General features: G+C 36.2%; 11 protein-coding genes. 6 read left to right on the plus strand and 5 right to left on the minus strand.

The annotated features are described in order from the left end of the window. Nucleotides 1–33 precede the first annotated feature (33 nt). The gene (locus ACY2RT_RS01570) at nucleotides 34–618 is read right to left on the minus strand and encodes an RNA polymerase sigma factor (RefSeq protein WP_490154114.1); all 585 of its coding nucleotides are present in this window, start codon (nucleotides 616–618) and stop codon (nucleotides 34–36) included. Between the two features lie 256 nt (nucleotides 619–874). Here ACY2RT_RS01570 and uvrA point away from each other — a divergent pair, with 256 nt between their 5' ends. The 4 genes from uvrA to ACY2RT_RS01590 all read left to right on the plus strand — a co-directional run bounded on the left by uvrA (nucleotide 875) and on the right by ACY2RT_RS01590 (nucleotide 6,765). Next, nucleotides 875–3,652, plus strand: coding sequence for an excinuclease ABC subunit UvrA (gene uvrA / locus ACY2RT_RS01575; protein WP_490154115.1), 2,778 nt, complete (start codon nucleotides 875–877; stop codon nucleotides 3,650–3,652). A 25-nt stretch (nucleotides 3,653–3,677) separates the two neighbouring features. Beyond that, nucleotides 3,678–4,583 (plus strand): T9SS type A sorting domain-containing protein, encoded by a 906-nt coding sequence (locus ACY2RT_RS01580; protein WP_490154116.1) that lies wholly within the window; start codon nucleotides 3,678–3,680, stop codon nucleotides 4,581–4,583. 124 nt (nucleotides 4,584–4,707) lie between these two features. Then, nucleotides 4,708–5,319 carry a hypothetical protein gene (locus ACY2RT_RS01585; protein WP_490154117.1) on the plus strand — a complete coding sequence of 204 codons (612 nt, stop codon included), beginning with the start codon at nucleotides 4,708–4,710 and terminating at the stop codon, nucleotides 5,317–5,319. Between the two features lie 204 nt (nucleotides 5,320–5,523). Next, the gene (locus tag ACY2RT_RS01590) at nucleotides 5,524–6,765 is read left to right on the plus strand and encodes a hypothetical protein (RefSeq protein WP_490154118.1); all 1,242 of its coding nucleotides are present in this window, start codon (nucleotides 5,524–5,526) and stop codon (nucleotides 6,763–6,765) included. A gap of 69 nt (nucleotides 6,766–6,834) precedes the next feature. Here ACY2RT_RS01590 and ACY2RT_RS01595 read toward each other — a convergent pair whose 3' ends face one another. From ACY2RT_RS01595 to ACY2RT_RS01605, 3 genes are read right to left on the minus strand one after another with little or no spacing between them, the layout of a single operon-like run. After that, nucleotides 6,835–8,115, minus strand: a complete 1,281-nt coding sequence (locus tag ACY2RT_RS01595) for a glycosyltransferase family 4 protein (protein ID WP_490154119.1) — start codon at nucleotides 8,113–8,115, stop codon at nucleotides 6,835–6,837. A 5-nt stretch (nucleotides 8,116–8,120) separates the two neighbouring features. Continuing rightward, nucleotides 8,121–10,562 (minus strand): YfhO family protein, encoded by a 2,442-nt coding sequence (locus ACY2RT_RS01600; RefSeq protein WP_490154120.1) that lies wholly within the window; start codon nucleotides 10,560–10,562, stop codon nucleotides 8,121–8,123. 30 nt (nucleotides 10,563–10,592) lie between these two features. Next, entirely contained in the window at nucleotides 10,593–10,856 is a 264-nt protein-coding gene (locus ACY2RT_RS01605) for a DUF4834 family protein (RefSeq protein WP_490154121.1), read from the minus strand. Nucleotides 10,857–10,963: 107 nt separating this feature from the next. On the opposite strand from ACY2RT_RS01605, the gene ACY2RT_RS01610 reads away from it, so the two are divergent. Both ACY2RT_RS01610 and ACY2RT_RS01615 read left to right on the plus strand, forming a co-directional pair. Further along, on the plus strand, nucleotides 10,964–12,016 hold the full coding sequence (locus tag ACY2RT_RS01610; protein ID WP_490154122.1) for a transporter: 1,053 nt from the start codon (nucleotides 10,964–10,966) through the stop codon (nucleotides 12,014–12,016). 11 nt (nucleotides 12,017–12,027) lie between these two features. Then, nucleotides 12,028–13,146, plus strand: a complete 1,119-nt coding sequence (locus ACY2RT_RS01615; RefSeq protein ID WP_490154123.1) for a GTP cyclohydrolase — start codon at nucleotides 12,028–12,030, stop codon at nucleotides 13,144–13,146. 12 nt (nucleotides 13,147–13,158) lie between these two features. Here the strand turns inward: ACY2RT_RS01615 and capB are convergent, their stop codons facing one another. Beyond that, nucleotides 13,159–14,418, minus strand: a complete 1,260-nt coding sequence (gene capB / locus ACY2RT_RS01620; protein ID WP_490154124.1) for a cysteate-C-fatty acyltransferase — start codon at nucleotides 14,416–14,418, stop codon at nucleotides 13,159–13,161. Nucleotides 14,419–14,454: the final 36 nt, after the last annotated feature.

Consider the following 14,454-nt stretch of genomic DNA (forward strand, 5'->3'; position numbering starts at 1 on the left):
ACCTAATAACGCCGCAAAAAATGGTTTATTGTATTAATTTGTTAATATAATATTGTGTTTATCAATAACTTTGCGTAGGTTGATAAGTGCATATCGCATTCTACCCAGCGCAGTATTAATACTCACTCCTGTTTGTTCACTAATTTCCTTAAAACTCATGTCTTTGTAAATACGCATTACAAGCACTTGTTTTTGGTCTTCGGGCAGCTCTTCTATTAAGCGCCGCACATCACTTTCAACCTGTCCTTTTATCATCCTTTTCTCTACATTTAAAGCACCGTCTGAAAGCACCGAAAAGATATTGAAATCATCATTGTTTTCAAATTTCGGCATGCGATTGTTCTTTCTGAAGTGATCTATTACCAAATTATGAGCTATACGCATTACCCACGGAAGAAACTTTCCTTCTTCATTGTAAGCACCGCGTTTTAAAGTTTTTATAACCTTAATAAAGGTATCCTGAAAAATATCTTCAGCAACATCGCGATCAAATACTTTAGAATAGATAAAACTGTAAATTCTTTGTTTGTGACGGGTAACCAGTTCACAAAGAGCAGATTCATTGCCATTCATATAGGCGCTTACTAAAAGCGCATCTGTAGTGGGACTTTGCTTCATATCAATACTTTTTAAAAATAAACAACTATCGTTTTTTGGTTGCTTAGTTGTTATGTTTTTAGAATTTTAAAAGTAGTAATATGCTATAGGCGATTTCTTTTATAAATGACGTTAAGTGGGGTAAATATAACAACAAAGAATATACAATTCCAAAAAAAAGGGCGTTTTTTCTTAAAAAAAATATAATATCCAGAAGTGTGTATTCCCGAAATCTATATAGTATCTTTGCAAAATTCTACCAAATAACTAGGGAAAATTGAATACCGATACAATAGATACAAAAAAAAACATCCTGGTCCAGGGTGCAAAGCTTCATAACCTAAAAAATATTACCGCTGTCATTCCGCGTAATAAATTAGTTGTTATAACAGGACTTTCCGGAAGTGGTAAATCAAGTTTGGCTTTTGATACACTATATGCTGAGGGACAACGAAGATATGTAGAGAGTCTATCTTCGTACGCGCGTCAATTCTTAGGAAGGTTAAATAAACCAAAGGTAGATGCCATAAAGGGTATTGCTCCCGCAATTGCTATAGAACAAAAGGTAAATGCTACAAATCCACGTTCTACAGTAGGTACTTCTACAGAGATCTATGATTATCTGAAACTCCTGTACACACGTATTGGACGTACTTATACCCCTGTTTCAGGTAAAGAAGTGAAAAAAGATACGGTAAGTGATGTAATGAATTACATCAAACAATTTCCCGAAAATGAAAAACTTCTCCTCCTTACCCCTATTCATCTAGAGGAAGGCCGCACTATGGAAAACAAATTGCAGGCTCTTGTACAACAAGGATATGCGAGGGTAAAAGTGGAAAATAAGGTTATTCGCATTGATGAACTGAAAGGAAAATCATTTCCGAAAAATCTCCAATTAGTGATCGACCGTGTAATCACCAAAAACGATGAGGACTTTTACAATCGTTTAGCCGACGCTACACAAATTGCTTTTTTTGAAGGAAAAGGAGAATTATATATCGAAAAACTTTCGGATAATAGTATACAAGAATTTAATAATAGGTTTGAGGCGGACGGGATCACATTTGTAGAGCCTAATGTACACTTATTTAGCTTTAATAACCCTTATGGAGCCTGTCCTACCTGTGAAGGCTATGGAGATGTAATAGGTATTGATGAAGATTTGGTCATTCCTAATACCGCACTTTCAATTTTTGAAAATGCGATCTTCCCGTGGCGTGGAGAAAGTATGAGTTGGTATCGTGACCAATTGGTAAACAACGCTTATAAATTTGATTTTCCTATTCACAAACCCTGGTTTGAACTTTCGCCAGAACAAAAACAACTGGTTTGGGAGGGGAATAAGTATTTTGAAGGTTTGAATAGTTTCTTTAATTTTTTAGAATCGAAAAGTTATAAAATTCAGAACCGGGTGATGCTATCCCGCTACCGTGGAAAAACTAAATGTAGTACCTGCTATGGCAAAAGATTACGTCCTGAAGCCAGTTATGTGAAAATAAACGGAAAAGCAATTCAGGAACTGGTAGAGCTTCCGCTTGATAAAGTAGCTCATTTCTTTGCCAATTTGAAATTAACCGAATATGAACAAAAGGTCGCTAAGCGGCTTTTACTTGAGATCAATAACCGACTTTCGTTCTTGATGAACGTTGGCTTGAGCTACTTAACTCTAAACCGAAAATCGAATACACTTTCCGGAGGAGAATCCCAGCGAATTAATTTAGCCACTTCGTTGGGAAGTAGTTTAGTAGGCTCTATGTATATTCTTGACGAACCTAGTATCGGCCTGCACCCAAAAGATACCGAAAGACTGATAGGCGTTTTAAAATCTTTACGAGATATAGGAAACACTGTCATTGTAGTTGAACACGATGAAGATATTATGAAAGCCGCTGATGAGATCATTGATATTGGCCCCGAAGCGGGAACATTTGGCGGTGAAGTAGTAGCTACAGGAAGCTTTGATGTAATATTAAAATCCAATTCCTTAACTGCTAATTACCTAAATGGAACCATGGAAATTGAGGTCCCCGAAAAACGTAGGAGCTGGAAAAATGCAATTGAAGTAAAAGGTGCCCGGCATAATAACTTAAAAAATATTGACGTTACTTTCCCTCTGGGAGTATTTACTGCTGTCACCGGGGTATCCGGAAGTGGAAAAAGTACTCTGGTCAAAAAGATCTTATATCCGGCAATGCTTAGAGAGATTGGTGGTTATGGCGAAAAGCCCGGACAGTTTACAGCACTGGAAGGAGATTTCAGTACCATAAAAAATATTGAGTTCATAGATCAAAATCCAATTGGCCGTTCCAGTCGTTCCAATCCGGTAACCTATATTAAAGCATACGATGATATTCGTAATTTGTATGCTTCACAAAAAATATCGGATATAAGAGGCTATAAAGCCAAACATTTCAGTTTTAATGTAGACGGAGGACGTTGTGAAACATGTAAAGGAGAAGGCGAGGTAACTATTGAGATGCAGTTTATGGCCGATGTGCATTTGGAATGCGATACCTGTAACGGAAAACGTTTCAAAAAAGAAATTCTGGAAGTTACTTATGCCGATAAGAATATCAATGACCTGCTTACTATGACCGTTGATGAGGCCATTGCTTTCTTCAAAGAAAATAATGTATCTAAGATTGTAAATAAGTTACAACCTCTGCAAGACGTAGGATTAGGATATGTTCAATTGGGGCAAAGCTCCTCTACTCTTTCCGGAGGTGAAGCACAGCGTATAAAATTAGCTTCATTTCTGGTGAAAGGAATTACAAAAGAAAAAGCGCTTTTTATTTTTGACGAACCTACCACCGGACTGCATTTTCATGATATTAAAAAATTATTGGCCTCTTTCTATGCCTTGCTCGACAAAGGACATACGGTCATTGTGGTAGAGCATAACCTGGACTTGATCAAGTGTGCAGATCATATTATAGATCTTGGGATAGATGGTGGTGAAAATGGAGGTCAGGTAATTGTACAAGGTACACCGGAAGAGATAGTAAATAATACCAGGTCCTATACGGCAGCCTATTTGAAGGAGAAAATTTAGTATCTTTATAGGAAATGCTATTCCTATGAAAAGATTAGTACTGCTTTTCACAATTATATTTTTGAATTTCTGCTATGCGCAGCCCTACCTTCCTATGTTGGAAGAAGATCATACCTGGAGCGTAGATGTTTACTTTAACCCTTTTTCTATTCCTCCTGAGCCTCCTCACACGGTTACATATCAGATAAACGTATCTGGGTCCTATGAATTCAATGGTAAATTATATAAAAGAGTGTTTTCAGACGATTCAGCAACTTTCTGTTATGTTCGAGAAGAAAATGGAATTGTTTACAGATATGAAGAGTCTGGCAACCAAGAGTTTGTTCAATATGATTTTAATCTTAATATTGGTGAGTTTTTCTCTTTTCAAAATATTAGGTATTGCTCTTATGGGGGTGATAATAATACCGGTGTGGATCTTCTCGAAGTAGTTAATGTTGAAACACAGTTTATTGCTGGAGAGAATAGAAAAGTAATTGAGTTTGAGTTTCAGTCTACCGATAACCCTACACATTTTCCGGAAGTTTGGATAGAAGGAATTGGTTCTATCCGAGGTTTTGATCCTTTGGGAGAAACTGTTGATATTACAGATGGAACTGCTTTGGTGTGTTTTGATATAGCAGGAACGAATTACTTTTTTAATAATGCTACTTCCTGCGATAATACTACTTTAGGAGTAAATGATGTTTCTTCGGAAGAAATTATCCTCTACCCTAACCCGGTGGCCAATACATCAATTCTTAAATTGCCGGAAGCAGCTTCAATAGATCTGTTAAAAGTTTTTGATCTAAACGGAAAGCTGATCAAAGAAAAAACTATTACCAAAGATCATGCTACCATCAATCATATGGATTACGCATCAGGACTTTATTTTTACCGGGTTTTTTCAGAAAGTAAGCTCATTAAAACTGAAAAGTTTGTTATAAAATAATTCATAGGCTTTCATCTTTTTCATAATCAAATACTTACGTTTTTGGCACGTCCTTTGGTTTATACAAATCAAATAGCGTAAGCCAGCACCGCTAATGTGTGGCATAACCCAAATACATTTTATTATGAAAAAAGCAATTCTATTAGTAGCTGTTTTCCTTATTGGAAGCACTACGCAGACTTTTTCTCAACGTAACCACAATGTAGTTACAAAAAAGGGTGAGAAACATCGCTATTACAATTCGCAGGAAGTTCGTTTTGTAGAAAATGGTGTTCTCTATTCTGTTACTACAGATGGAATCTTTGATTTCGAAATTAGTAACGAATCATACCGATACAATAGGGGTAGAAGAAACCACAAAGTGATCTACTATCCAAGTACCCCCGGAGCAGTGCAATACAAAAGAGAGAGACATATGTATCGCCCAAATATTGTTTTAGACCGATTTGGAAGAGTCCGTTCAGTAGGTTCAACATTTATTACTTATAAACGCAATGGAAAAGTAAAATCTATTGGGTCTGTTACTCTGAAATACCAAAAAGGTTTGCTGAAACAGGTTGGTAACATGTATATATTATATAATCGTTTCAGAGAAATAAGAGATACTCATGGTTATGTAAATCGTTACAATAAAAAATATTGGCACGATGATTGGTATATACAATATGAATACGATTGTGAACAAGAAGATGTGTATGAAGAATGGGGCAATCGTAAACGAAAAAGAAATATTTAATAATAGTTTTTTGGTTGGTTAGTTTAAAATCCGTCACACCGGTAAAATGGTTAGGCGGATTTTTTTTGAACACATCAAATTCTAATTTTAATATGATTATACTGAAAACCAGTTATTTACATTTTTGGCACGGTCGTTGTTTTAAGTAAAGCTGTACAGAGCTGACCAAAAAGATAAAGCAAGTACAACCTAAATTTTAGTATTATGAAAAAAATAACAGCATTAGTAATCACCATCCTTTTGATGGGTTTTACAAACAACACAACCGCTTCAGTTTCTGAAGGGCCATCTAACTATTCGTATGACGGTTCTGCGTACATATTTGTAGAAGGTGGTGTGGAATTTTCGGTGTTTCCGGATGGTCAGTTCGATTTTGTGTATTTAGGTCACGATAGCAACGGAAATGTAAACGTGAACATCAATACTCCTAACGTGAGTATAAACTTTAACTCAGGACATGATTATGATACCTATGTCCAGTACGATGATTATGGTGCCGTTATTCAGGTAGAAAATGTAGAGATATACTACGATGAGTATGGACGTATAGTTCAGGCTGGTAATACTGAAATACGCTACAATGACAGACGTATTGTTCGTGTAGGAGGCCTACGGGTTTTCTATAATCATTATGGGTATTTCTCACATTGTACAGGATATATAAATCTTTGGACTCCACGATATATTTACCGTCCATGGCATGTATATTATGCCCGTCCTTATTACTCAAGTTGTATAGTGTATGATTATCCGTACAGAAGATATTACACCCCATACCGTTACAGCTATCATCATCACAGACAATACTATAATAACAGATATCGTGTAGCTTATGCCAACGGAAGGAGAAGTTTCCACAGACCCGGAAGTCGTGTACATTACAAAGATGGCCGTGTTGCAAAAAGAAGAGATTATAATCCCAATCATAGAAATTCTTTTGCCTCTGCAAATCCTAGAAGAGATAAAAGTACATCCAGAGTTCGTAATACCAGAGGAATTGCTAAAACAGACCGTACAATTTCAAGCAACAGAAAATCTAACTCACGAGGTATTGCTAAGAGAAATGATAAATATACCAGCAATACAACCTCAAAAGGAAATGCCAAAAAGGGCAATACGATTTCCAGTAACAAAGGGAAGCCAAATACTTCTCGTGGAATTGCTAAACAAAGAAGTAGCAAAGTCTCAAATACTAAGGCTAAGTCGTCAAGTTCACGTGGTATTGCAAAAAGAACCAAACCGAAAGTTTCATCACAACGAGGAATAGCCTCAAAAGGAAATTCGGTAAAACGTTCTCAACAGAAAAAGAAAACATCTGTATCAAATAAGAGTAGATCTAGAAAGCAGATCGCTAAACGCAGTAACACATCAAGATCTTCTTCAGGAACCAGAAAAGGGAACTCCAACTCCCGTGGTTCATCTTCAAGAAGTGGAAGGGGATTATAAAAAGTTTTTGGTTGGTTAGTTAGAAATCCTCGTAAGGCATTATGTCGGGCGGGGGTTTCGCTTTTGTATTTATAGCTTCTTTATCAAGTTTGCCATTTTTGAAGTGAGCTCCCTCCTACTGTATTTTTCAATTTTTGAAGAAACGGCAATAAGTGAACCGTTTGTGTATTTTATATAATACTTAAGAATTTGTTCTTTTAGCTCTTCTTTATCACCATAGGTAAAATAGCTTCCGCTATAGGTTTCAGAAATAATCCCCGAAATATCACTCCCTTGAGGGCCCAAAGCAACAATAGGACGTTTTGCTGCCAAATATTCAAACAACTTACCCGGAATTATAGAACGTGTTTCAGGGCGGTCCATTTCAACCAGTAATAATATTTGGGCATTTTGCTGTAGCTGTAACGCTTCGGAATGAGAGACATATCCTGTTAATTCTAAATTATCGTACAATCCAAATTTTGTAATACTGTCAATTACATCCTCACTTACCGTTCCGACAAACTTTAACTGCAGGTCATTTTTAAAAGTCTCATTTTCCGAGGAGATCTCAGAGAGTACTTCCCACAATACTTTTGGATTGCGTTCACTTAATAAGGAGCCAATGTGAGCAATAGAAAATTTCTTATCTAAGATTGGTATAATTTTTTCAGAAATTTCGTAACCGTTTGTAATTACCTCAATAGGTATATTGGTAATCAATTTAAACTCTTTTTTTGTTGTAGGACTCGTCACTACTACTATATCTGCACCGGTAAGCACCTTTCTCTCTAGTTCTTTATGCTTTCTTTTGGAACTTTTTGTAAGTCGCAATGAATCATGATAGTGAATTGTAGTCCATGGATCTCTAAAATCTGCTATCCATTTAATTTGCAATAGGTGTTTTAAATGCAATCCTATAAGATGTAGACTATGAGGTGGTCCCGTAGTAACAATTGTATCGACAGGGTTTTCAGAAAGATATTTGTGTAAAAAAATTACAGAAGGTTTTACCCAGCCTATTCGAGCATCCGGAATAAAATAATTACCGCGAATGTATAATAAAAGCTTTTCGGTAAAAGAAGGTTTTTTTTTGGTAATTATCCCGCTACTTATTTGTTTGGTCTTTTTTTTAAAGAGAAAACCTGCAAATCGATAGGGTTCTTTAACAGGAAACTTCAGAATTTCAATATCAGATGGTACTTCATCTAAAAAACTATTGTCCTCTAAAGGGTAATACGGATCTTTTGGAATATACACTACCGGATTTATTCCAAATTCCCGAAAATATTTTACAAAGTTAAGCCAGCGTTGTACTCCAGGGCCTCCAGCCGGTGGCCAATAATAGGTAATAATAAGTACACGCTTCATCCGGATTATGCTTTAGCTTCTGTTCCTTTATTTCGGTACGTATAAAAAATTACACCTAATATAACCAAAAGCAAGAGGATACTACTTGCTAGACTAATGGTACTCCCGGTTTTTACAACAGATGGTTCGAACTTAAATTCAATTTTATTATTGCCAGACGGAACTGGGATTGCTCTTAAAACATAGTTCACTCTAATGTGTTCTGCCGGCTCACCATTGATATAGGCATTCCAACCTTTTGGGTAATATATTTCGGAAAATACAGCAAGTTGCGCCGTTTTTGTAGAAGCTTCGTATACTAAATGGCTAGGCTGTTGTTGTACCAACTCAATGGTAGCAGTAGAGTCTCTTTCAATTTTTTCGAGTGGGATTTTATCAAGAAAGTCATTATGAATTACTGCGGTTTTTTTAGTGTTCAAACTATCTAACAACCTGATTTCTTCATCAGCATTCTCAGCCAACATCACATTTTCGACAAACCAGGCATTACCATTGGCATATGGGTTACGTTGTGCCACAGCTCCTCCGTTTTTCCCTTGCGTAATGATATAGCGTACATTCATCATATTTAATATCCCAATATCTCCCTGACTTAAATAAAACTCATCTATATCCTGAATTCTACCCGGTTTGGCAGCATGGTATCCTCCTAATGCATTATGGTAATAGCTGGCTCGTCCACTGGTAAAAGGATTGGTTGTGGCATCATATACCCTAAAATGTTCGTCATCTTCCAAGATCTGAATATCTGCTCCATTTTTTTGAAAAGGCGCATCAACCATTCTGGCAGATACAAAATTGTCATTATTAACATAACGTTTATTTACACTTACCAGATCAATAACAACTAATAGAGTAAGTACAACTATAGCAGCAGTTTCTTTTATTTTTGCTTTTAGGAAAAGCCACAAGGCTCCGGCAGTTAAGAGTACAAAAACCAAAGAACGAAGGGTGTCCATGGTCATTAAAGACATTCTGTCTTCACGAACAGCTTCAATAAATGGGAGTCCCAGTTCTTCGATGAAAAATTTATCGTAAGGGCTGGCAAAATCAAATAATGTTGACTTAAAAAGAATAAAAATTATAGCAATACCTGCAGTAATCCCGGTTGTATATAGCAACGCTTTCTTTTTGACCTCTTCTTTTTCAAAGTTGCTGAAAAATTGGTGTAAGCCTACTACAGCAAGAATAGGTAGCACCAATTCGATAATTATCTGAATAGAAGAAACTGCTCTAAACTTGTTGTATAAAGGAACATAATCAATAAAAAAATCGGTTAAAAAACTAAAATTTTTACCCCATGATAAAAACAAACTCAATAAAAAAGCCACAACAGCCCACCATTTTAATCGGCCTTTCACCAAAAATAAAGCCAACAAAGCCAGAAAAATGACTACAGCTCCAATATATGCGGGAGCAGCAACAATAGGCTGATCTCCCCAATACACCGGTACTTGATTTAATATTTGATTAGCATCCTGAGGGGAAGCCCCGATGCGGATTAATGCATCAATTGTTTCAGAATCTTCAGGAAGTGGGTCACTTGAACCTCCTCCCATAAAACGAGGGATAAACAGATTAAAGCTTTCCAGCTTTCCATAACTATACTCGGTAATATAATCATAATCAAGCCCGGTAGTTTCTGCTTTTGGAGTTCCGTCGGGGTTAATCGTTAATTCTGTTTTACCACGCGTGGATGCATCGGCATATTCTTTAGTAGCCATGATATTCGTAGCATTTAGACCTACTGCAATTAGCACTCCTAAAGCCATTATTGCCACAGATTTGAAGAAATGTGGCAGTAATCCTTTTTTAAATGCATCTATAAAGTAGACTATCCCAATTACAATCACAAGCAATAAAAGATAATAGGTCATCTGAAAATGATTTGCTACCAGTTCCAAAGCCAGTGCTATTGTCATTAGAATAAATCCATAAGCATATTTTCTACGGAAAGTGAGTATAATTCCGCTTAAAACCAAAGGCATATAAGCAATTGCATGAGCTTTTGCATTATGCCCTACCCCCAGAATAATAATAAGGTAGGTAGAAAAACCAAAGGCCAAAGCTCCAAGAAAAGCCAGTTTATAATCAACTTTCAACACCAAAAAGAGTATATAAATTCCTATAAAATATAGAAAAAGGTAATCTGCTGGTCGAGGCAGAAAACGTAAAGTAAGATCTAATTTCTTTATGTAATTGTGAGGGTATTTGGCACCTAATTGATAGGTAGGCATCCCCCCAAAAGCTGCATCTGTCCAGTAGGTTTCTTCTCCGGTGGCTCTACGGAAATCATTCTGTTGTTTTGCCATACCTGTATACTGGACAATATCACTTTGAAAGATCTTTTTTCCCTGTAGAACCGGACTAAAATAGGCCAATGAAGCAATTATAAATAATAAAAGAACAACTAGATGTGGAAGAAAATCCTTAAATGAACGCTGCATAGGCTGTAAGTGAATTATGAAGTTTGAAAATTAATCAATTTCTTCGTAATCCACATACTCACCAACCGTAGACTTGGATTTATTTTTTGTGGAAGGCATTTTATCAATACTTATACTACCTTCTTTTTGTGTTTTGGGAGATTGGTGCGAAGCATTACCAAAGGCTTGTTCAAACTTCTGTCCGGCTTTCTTAGCAATATACCGCATAAAATAAGGTGTTAAAAATTTTACAAGAAACTTTAACCCGTAATATACCAGAAGGATGATTAATAACGTTTTTAAAAATGTCATCATAGTGATAGCAATCTTTGTCAAAAGTACAAATTGAAGTAGAAAAAGACGAAAATCAACTATTAAATAAATGATAAAATCTTATATCTTTGAACTAAACTCAATATTCTATGAATACCCGAAACTACCTCCTATTTTTTCTCCTTCTATTTCCTTTCTTATATGTTTCGGCTCAATATACAGACGAACTAAATTCTAACAGGCCCGGTGCCTCACAAGGTGCGTTTTCAGTAGGAAAAAATGTACTTCAGTTTGAAGGTGGTATAAGTTTAGGGAAAGAAAAACATAGTCTTTTACAAACAGAGACCAACGCCTTTCTATTAGATTACAGTGTACGTTATGGCTTTTTAAAAGAAGAATTAGAGGTAAGTTTGATTGGAGAATATCAATCAAACACAAATACGTTTCTACAGTTTTCTCCTGTTGAAGAAAGAAAAGTGAGTAACTTTAGAAGTAATACTATCGGTGCCAAGTATTTAATTTATGACCCCTATCGAAAGATGGAACAAGAAGGGCCAAATTTATACAGTTGGAAGGCAAATTTCAAGTTTCAATGGAAAGACTTAATTCCCGCTGTTGCTGTCTATGCCGGGGCCAATTTTGATTTCACTGAAAACCCGATAGATAAACTCACAAACCCTTTTTCCACTTCTTTAGACGATATGACCATTAGTCCCAAGCTAGTTCTGTCTACACAAAATAATTGGATTGGAGGTTTTGTATTTGTAACCAATATCATTGTTGATAGAGTGACTACAGACGAACCTCTATATTCTTATGTTCTAACTTTGACCCATACTCCAACTGACTGGTTTTCTGTATTTGTAGAGAATCAAGGTATTAAAAGTGATTTTTATGCAGATCAATTATTTAGAGGTGGAGTTGCAATCCTTGTCAATGAAAATTTTCACGTTGACGCGTCTGTAATTGCTAATTTTAAAGATACTCCTTCCCGCCTCTATGGAAGAATTGGAGCTGCTTATCGTTTTGATATGCACGACACAGACGAATACATCGAAGAAAAAGGAAAGGCAGGGCGCGAAAACAGAAAGCAAAGAAAAGGAAAAGCGAAAGAGAAGAAAGAAAAGAAGAAGAAAAAGAACAAACGAAAAGATGGTTTTGAAGATGACGGTGGTGAAGAGGGTGGCAATGGTGGTTTTTAGCAGATTAGCGTATGATTAAAATAATACAAGTAACCAACAAAAAAGAATTAAAACAGTTTGTAACCTTCCCGTTCCAACTGTACAAGGGTAGTAAATACTGGGTTCCGCCGTTAATAAAAGACGAAATGGAAACCTTGGATGCTACAAAGAATCCGGTGTTTAAAAATGCCGATGCTTCTTATTATTTAGCCCATAAAGATGGGAAAATAGTAGGTAGGATTGCAATTATTATCAATCATTTAGAGGTAGAAGAAATAGGGAAGAAAAAAGTTCGCTTTGGTTGGTTGGATATGATAGATGATATTGAGGTTACTAAAGCATTACTTGAAGAAGCTTTTGAAGCTGGTAGAACTAATAATCTGGAATATGTGGAAGGCCCTGTGGGTTTTTCCAATATGGAAAAAGCCGGAATACTTACAAAAGGTTATGATGAGCTAAATACCATGATCACTTGGTATCATCATCCTTACTATGTCAGGCATATGGAGCAATTAGGCTTCAAAAAACAAGCCACCTGGGTGGAATACAGCCTTAGCATTCCAGATGAAGCTTTCGAAAAAGTAAAGAAGTTTTCAAAATTAATTCGTGAACGTTATGAATTGACCGTTATTCGGTTTAAAAATAAAAAAGAGATCTTGCCTTATGTAGATGCAATGTTTGGTCTATTGAACAAAACATATAATACCCTCCAGACATTTGTTCCTATTCAACAATATCAAATTGATTATTATAAAGAGAAGTACTTCAGTTTTATACATCCTGATTACATCACTTGTATTAAGGATAAAGAAGGAAAGCTAATTGCTTTTTCAGTAGTGATGCCTTCTTTTTCCAAAGCACTTAAAAAAGCCAATGGAAAACTAATTCCTTTTGGGTGGTATCATATTTTACAAGCTCAGAAGAAGAATCACAAAGCTGCATTTTATTTAATAGGTATTGATCCCGAATATCAGGGAAAAGGTGTTACTGCCGTCATTTTTGAAGAAATGCAACAGCTGTTCAATGCTAAAGGAATTCATACGGTAGAAACTAATCCAGAGCTTATTGAAAATACTGCTGTACAACTTTTGTGGAAAGATTATAGCCCTGTACAACACAAAGAGCGCAGTACTTTCAGAAAAGATATTTAGAAAAAGTATAAACTATTCTCCCATTGCAGCTGCAACAGCAGCGGAAAGTCTTTTATAAGTTCCATTTTCCAAACGTTCACGTATAGCTGAAAATGCATCTAAAGTTTCAGATACATCTTGTAAAATATGAGATGCGGTTGGAATCATACGAAGTAAAATAAGTCCTTTTGGAATTACGGGATAGACCACGATCGAACAGAAAATTCCATGGTTTTCACGTAAGTCTTTCACTAATGCCATTGCTTCAGGAATACTTCCTTTTAAGTATACCGGAGTAACACAACTTTGTGTAGTTCCAATATCAAAGCCACGTTCTTTTAAACCATTTTGTAGTGCATTGACATTCTCCCACAATTTCTCTTTTAACTCTGGCTTTGTACGGAGCATATCCAAACGCTTTAATGCACCTTTTACCAATTGCATTTGCAATGATTTTGCAAACATTTGTGAGCGTAAATTATATTTTAAGTAATTTATAATTTCTTCATCTGCAGCAATAAAAGCACCGGTACTAGCCATTGATTTGGCAAAGGTTGCAAAATATACATCTATGGCATCTTGTACACCCTGCTCTTCACCAGCTCCGGCTCCTTTTTTACCAAGTGTTCCAAAGCCATGTGCATCATCAACAAAAAAGCGGAAATTATATTTTCTTTTTAAAGCAGCTATTTCTTTCAGTTTCCCCTGCTCTCCCCTCATTCCAAAAACACCTTCAGAAATCAAGAGGATTCCACCACCGGTCTTTTGAGCTACCTTTTCTGCACGTTTCAGGTTTTTCTCGATACTTTCCATATCGTTGTGCTTATAGGTAAAACGTTGCCCTAAATGCAAACGAACTCCATCGATAATACAAGCATGTGCATCCACATCATATACAATCACATCATCCTTTGCGACCAGAGCATCTATAGTGGAGACCATACCTTGGTATCCAAAATTTAAAAGATAAGCAGCTTCTTTATTAACAAAAGCTGCTAATTCCTCCTGCAATTGTTCGTGAAGGTCTGTATGGCCACTCATCATACGAGCTCCCATTGGATAAGCCGAACCATATTCTGCGCCTGCTTCTGCATCTACTTTTCGAACTTCAGGGTGATTGGCAAGACCTAAGTAATCATTAATACTCCAAGTGATCACTTCTTTACCTCTAAATCGCATTCGGTTTGAAATAGGCCCTTCCAGTTTTGGAAAAACAAAATATCCTTCTGCTTGTTCTGCCCATTTACCCAAAGGTCCTTTATCCTTGTATATCTTATCAAATAAATCTTTCATCAATACAGCTTGTTTCTTTGTAAGGGGCAAAAATAC

Source organism: Ulvibacter sp. 2210JD10-4, assembly GCF_058148525.1.

Bases quoted from the DNA above. Each gene is read 5' to 3' on its own strand.
- capB (WP_490154124.1), bottom strand. From the start codon at position 14,418: ATGAAAGATTTATTTGATAAGATATACAAGGATAAAGGACCTTTGGGT.
- ACY2RT_RS01595 (WP_490154119.1), bottom strand. From the start codon at position 8,115: ATGAAGCGTGTACTTATTATTACCTATTATTGGCCACCGGCTGGAGGC.
- ACY2RT_RS01590 (WP_490154118.1), top strand. From the start codon at position 5,524: ATGAAAAAAATAACAGCATTAGTAATCACCATCCTTTTGATGGGTTTT.
- ACY2RT_RS01585 (WP_490154117.1), top strand. From the start codon at position 4,708: ATGAAAAAAGCAATTCTATTAGTAGCTGTTTTCCTTATTGGAAGCACT.
- ACY2RT_RS01610 (WP_490154122.1), top strand. From the start codon at position 10,964: ATGAATACCCGAAACTACCTCCTATTTTTTCTCCTTCTATTTCCTTTC.
- ACY2RT_RS01615 (WP_490154123.1), top strand. From the start codon at position 12,028: ATGATTAAAATAATACAAGTAACCAACAAAAAAGAATTAAAACAGTTT.
- ACY2RT_RS01600 (WP_490154120.1), bottom strand. From the start codon at position 10,562: ATGCAGCGTTCATTTAAGGATTTTCTTCCACATCTAGTTGTTCTTTTA.
- ACY2RT_RS01580 (WP_490154116.1), top strand. From the start codon at position 3,678: ATGAAAAGATTAGTACTGCTTTTCACAATTATATTTTTGAATTTCTGC.
- ACY2RT_RS01570 (WP_490154114.1), bottom strand. From the start codon at position 618: ATGAAGCAAAGTCCCACTACAGATGCGCTTTTAGTAAGCGCCTATATG.
- ACY2RT_RS01605 (WP_490154121.1), bottom strand. From the start codon at position 10,856: ATGATGACATTTTTAAAAACGTTATTAATCATCCTTCTGGTATATTAC.